The organism is Methylophaga sp. UBA4204 (genome assembly GCF_002379485.1).
Taxonomy (GTDB): domain Bacteria; phylum Pseudomonadota; class Gammaproteobacteria; order Nitrosococcales; family Methylophagaceae; genus Methylophaga.
This window is the reverse complement of the sequence record NZ_DFTU01000058.1, coordinates 1-4,905: the sequence shown is the minus strand read 5'-3', so window position 1 is coordinate 4,905 and position 4,905 is coordinate 1. Positions and strand designations below refer to the sequence as shown.

Genomic DNA, 4,905 nt, shown 5'->3' with positions numbered 1-4,905 from the left:
TCGCGGATCAGCACACCACTTTGCGCACCCCGGCCGACACCAACCATAATGGACATAGGGGTTGCCAGACCTAACGCACACGGGCAGGCAATAATTAAGACGCTAACCGCTGCAATCAGACCAAAAGCCATTGGTGGCGCCGGGCCGAAAAATGACCAAACGATAAAAGCGATAACGGCTATAACGATAACGACCGGGACAAACCAACCCGCCACTTTGTCTGCTAATCCCTGAATGGGTGCACGGCTGCGCTGGGCATTAGCTACCATCTGTACAATCTGAGACAGCATCGTATCCCGGCCAACCTTGTCAGCTCGCATAATAAAGCTGCCTTGCTGATTAATACTGCCACCGATGACTTGATCGCCAGACCTCTTACTGACCGCCAATGGCTCACCCGTCACCAGCGACTCATCGACATTGGAGTTACCCTCAAGCACCTCACCATCCAATGGTACCTTGTCCCCCGGACGTACCCGAAGGCGGTCACCAACCTTGACCTCGTCAAGAGATACATCGGACTCACCACCCTCATCGTCCAGCTTCCTGGCCGTCGCGGGTGCCAGATCAAGTAAGGCCTTAATTGCGCCGGAAGTCTTCTCCCGCGCTCTCAATTCCAATACCTGTCCCAACAGCACCAAAACAACGATGACTGCAGCCGCTTCGAAATAGACAGCAACAGAACCATCCGCCTGACGGAAGGCATCTGGGAAAATCTGCGGCATCAGGGTTGCCACCAGACTGTAGATCAGCGCCACACCAGTACCAATGGAAATCAGCGTAAACATGTTCAGGTTCCGGCTCACTATAGATTTCCATCCCCTGACGAAGAAAGGCCAACCGCACCAAGCGACTACTGGCGTTGCCAGAACTAATTGAATCCAATTGGATAACTGCGGCGCTATAAGGCGGTCGAGCCCGATAATATGGCTACCCATTTCGAGTATTAACACTGGCAATGCCATTATCAAACCGATCCAGAATCGGCGGGTCATATCCGTGAGCTCTTCAGAAGGCCCATCATCCAAATTGACTTGCTCAGGTTCTAGGGCCATACCACAAATGGGGCAATCACCAGGGCCCTGCTGTCGAATTTCTGGATGCATGGGGCATGTATAGATCATGCCCGGTGTTGCCGGTGACTCCTGATGTTGCTGACCACCGAGATATTGTTCCGGTTTTTCATCAAACTTGGACTGGCAACGTGCCGAGCAGAAGTACCAAGTCTTAGTCTCATACTGGCTTTGATACTTCGCAGTATGTGGTTCCACCGTCATACCGCAGACAGGATCTTTGACAGTATGCTCTTCGTGAACTTGGTTGCCATTTCTATGGACATGTTGATGTTCAGTCATCTTGGTTTCTCATTTTGTCTGTAGTCCAGCTCGAAAACGCAATAAAATAGAGTAATAGAAGATTGGCGATTGGAATAAGTATTAGAACACCCAACCAACCCGGATAACCCGTGCGCTGACAAATTCGCCAGACAGGGATCACAACAACGATTGCGAACATCAACATCCAAAGCCAATGCCCTGCCCACATATTATTAGTCATCATGCTACTGCCCTCCACGTCAAATATTGTCATTAATGGTGATGATGGGATTCCTGATTACCGGGCTGCTCGGATGCAGCGGATCTTTTCAGGAAAATCTGCTCAGCAACTGCGATAACAATCATCGTAACAACCGCCACACCAATCACAAACGGATCAGTATTCAGCTTAACCCAGACAAAACCACCCAATGCCAGTAAATCCAGCAGAATGGCTGTCGCTGGCACCCATCGATTAGCTTTTATGTCTTCACGCAGATAGCGAAGAACGCCCCAATGAATGGCAATGTCCATAATCAGGTAAAACACGATACCAAGCGCGGCAATCCGGGACAGATCAAAAAATGCTGTCAGGATCAGTCCCAGAACCACAGTGTATACCAACGTGTGCTTTTGAATACTACCGGGCATGCCGAAATGACGGTGTGGCACCAGTTTCATTTCCGTCAGCATTGCCAGCATTCTTGAGACTGCAAAAATGCTGGCTAGAATACCGCCGGCAGTCGCCATCATGGCAATAGCGACCGTAAACCACACACCATATTCACCCAATGCCGGGCGCGCTGCTGCAGCAAGAGAATAGTCCTGTGTTTTGATGATTTCAGCCAGCGACAAATTGCTTGCCACAGCAAAACCGACCAAGCTATAAATCACCACACAAGCGGCGATGGAAATAACGATGGCGCGACCCACGTTTCGTTTAGGATCTTTTACCTCCGAACCGCTGTTGGTAATGGTGGTAAAGCCCTTAAACGCTAATATCCCGAGTGCTGTTGCGCCAAGAAAGTTACTGAAGGTCCCTGCTTCTCCTGGGCTTGTGAAATCGACTGAAATGCTATCGGCGATCCAAACCCCTACCAATCCGATAACAAGGATGCCCACGATTTTCAAAACACCAATAAAAGAGGCGACGCCTTGGATCAATCGATTACCTGATAGATTAATCAGAAAGGCTGCCAGGATAAGTGACACCCCGAGAATGGGCACCATCATGCCGCTCTGGTCCCCACCAAAAAGTTGCATGGTATAAGAACCAAATGTGCGCGCGAGAAAGCTCTGGGCGATCACCATTGAAAAATACATCAGCAAAGCATTAAATGCTGTTGGTAACCTGTCTCCATAAGCTTTATGCAAATACATGCCAATGCCACCTGCAGAGGGATAAGCGTTAGAGATCTTGATGTAGGAATAGGCACTAAAGCTGACGATTACTGCTGCAGCGAGAAAAGCCAGCGGGAACAGCGCCCCAGTCATCTGCGCCATCTGCCCGGTAAGCGCAAAGATACCAGCACCAATCATAACCCCGGTACCGAGCATAACTGTTCCCGCTAAAGTGAGGCTTCCCTCTTTATAATGCGTTGATCTGTCCTCTTTGTTAGCCATTAACTCTCCCCCTTCAGTCTTGCTAATTTTGCAATTCTAATTAAAACCACATCCGAACCCCGGCAACAAAACCAGTTTCGATTTTATCGCCCCCCTCATCAGCGATTTGGTTAGCCTTTTGACCCAAGGCCCGGCTCCAATAAACACCTATGTAAGGCGCAAACTCTCTAGAGATTTCATAGCGATAACGCAATCCTATTCGAACATCGTTGAATCCACTGGGGCGATCGAACGCTTGGGCATCTGTGAGTCCAGCAGAAACTTCCAAGCGTGGCTGTAAGTACGAAACTTGACTGAGCCGTATGTCGTATTCGGCTTCAAGTGATGCTGCTATGTCGCCATCCTCATTAATGGTAAGTGAATTATCCATTTCAAATCGATAGGGAGCCATGCCAAACAGGCTAAATACTAAATAGTGTTCACGATCTACATCCGATGCCATTGACCCACGAAGTCCAACGCCGCCCTGTATTTCCCAAAAAGGAGCAATTAACCGGCTCGCCAACACCTCCGTACTTTCCAGTTCAGTGGGTTCACCATCATTTTGTTTATTCTCACCTTCACTTTTAAAATAAACCCGATTTGTGTCGCCACCGTACCAAGCCAACATATCCCAGACGATTAGGTTCTCATTGTTGTCTGTACGGGTGAATTCCAGCCGATCAAATAAAACCTGCCCGGTTCGGTAAGACTCAATGGGTTCGGGCCAATGATCCTCAGCGTGATCGGCAGAGACCGTGGTGCTCATTCCTAAAAAACCGAGCATTGTCATGGTTGTAAGTTTGTTCATATCATCTCCTTATCTGACCCTGACAACTCGAAACATCCCCGCCTTCATGTGATATAGAAGATGACAATGGAAAGCCCAACTGCCGGGCGCATCGGCACTGATTTGTAATGAAACGACCTCACTGGGTTTGATACTGATAGTGTGCTTTCGAGGACGGGGATATTGGCCATTTTCAAGTTCCATCCACATGCCATGCAGATGAATCGGATGATCCATCATCGTGTCGTTTACCATTATCAAACGTAGACGCTCACCATGATGAAACTCAACTGGCCCATCGACTTCAGTGTATTTCACACCATCAAAAGACCACATATATTTTTCCATATTACCGGTGAGATGCAGCTCGATGTCACGCTCCGGCTCCCTATCATCAGGCCATGGGTGAGCACCAATAAGGTCACCATAGACCAGAACTCGATGGTCGACATTTTCGAGGCCAATACCCGGCTCATTTAGACGGCTGACTGGGTTTCTGGCAATCATGGCAGCACCGGGACCATGCCCACCTGGCGCGTGTTCAATGCCAAGATCGGGCGCCGAAGGTCGCTGTTGCGTCGCGACCTTATGCCCAGCATGGCCCCCGGCCATTTCTTGATTGTCATCCATCCCAAGTTGATCTTCATTGGTAGGTTTTATGTCCATCCCATCCATTTCATGGCTCATCCCCATGGCCGCCATCCCTCGCTCTGGTACCGGTCGCAATTCAGGCACTGGGGCTTCCTGCCCTAATTCTGTTGCGAGCGTACCCCGCACATAACCACTACGATCCATGCTTTCCGCAAAAAGCGTATAAGGACGATCGTTTTTCGGCGTTACAATGACATCGTATGTCTCAGCCACCCCAATTCGAAATTCATCTACCGTAACAGGCTTGATCGGCTGGCCGTCTGCAGAGACCACCGACATCTCGAGACCCGGAATGCGAAAATCAAAAAACGTCATGGCAGAGCCGTTTATAACTCTTAGACGAATTTTTTCTCCTGGCTTGTAAAGTGCCGTCCAGTTAGTCGAATTATCGCGACCATTCATCAGATAGGTATAGGTAGAGCCGGTCACATCCAGAAGATCGCGCGCGCTCATGCGCATTTCGTTCCACATGGACCGCTCTTGCCATGTTTTCGCAAGCCCTTGTCGACGAATATCGTCGAAAGTGTCACCCAAGGTTCGCTGCTG

4 protein-coding genes are annotated in these 4,905 nt (G+C 49.4%); all 4 read right to left on the bottom strand.

The features are described 5' to 3' along the window. Positions 1–1,355: HAD-IC family P-type ATPase (locus tag B3182_RS08370; RefSeq protein ID WP_292752321.1), on the bottom strand; the 1,355-nt coding region annotated here is incomplete at its 3' end. Between the two features lie 234 nt (positions 1,356–1,589). Continuing rightward, positions 1,590–2,939 carry an APC family permease gene (locus tag B3182_RS08365; protein WP_292411287.1) on the bottom strand — a complete coding sequence of 450 codons (1,350 nt, stop codon included), beginning with the start codon at positions 2,937–2,939 and terminating at the stop codon, positions 1,590–1,592. 40 nt (positions 2,940–2,979) lie between these two features. After that, positions 2,980–3,729 carry a copper resistance protein B gene (locus B3182_RS08360; RefSeq protein WP_292412665.1) on the bottom strand — a complete coding sequence of 250 codons (750 nt, stop codon included), beginning with the start codon at positions 3,727–3,729 and terminating at the stop codon, positions 2,980–2,982. 9 nt (positions 3,730–3,738) lie between these two features. Continuing rightward, a partial coding sequence (locus tag B3182_RS08355) for a copper resistance system multicopper oxidase (RefSeq protein WP_292752318.1) occupies positions 3,739–4,905 on the bottom strand: 1,167 nt, incomplete at its 5' end.